This is a genomic window from Mesorhizobium sp. M3A.F.Ca.ET.175.01.1.1, assembly GCF_004791945.1.
Classification (GTDB): domain Bacteria; phylum Pseudomonadota; class Alphaproteobacteria; order Rhizobiales; family Rhizobiaceae; genus Mesorhizobium.
Map to the genome: position 1 here is coordinate 1 of NZ_SRTP01000338.1, position 298 is coordinate 298.

Here is a 298-nt window from a genome sequence, read left to right on the forward strand (position 1 = left end):
GGCCGGCCGCGTCCATCGCCGCGCGATATCCGGCAAGGCGCCGCTGCGAGCGCGGATCCATGCGCGCGCCGATGAAGCCGATGCGCCGATAGCCCGCTTCAATGAGATGCTCGGTCGCCGTCCGGCCGCCGTCGAAATGCGAGAAGCCGACCAGCATGTCGACCGGATCGGGCCCGGTCTCCATCACCTGCACCACCGGGCAGCCAGCCGTCTCCAGGAGCTTTCGCGACAGCGACGTCTGGTCGATGCCGGCAACGATCAGCGCCGCCGGGCGCTGCGGCGCGAACACCTGCAGCAG

1 pseudogene is annotated in these 298 nt (G+C 70.5%); it reads right to left on the minus strand.

Features of this window, described 5'->3' with window-relative positions:
* Window positions 1-298, minus strand: a pseudogene (locus EN818_RS31890) (transcriptional regulator); the annotation flags it as partial.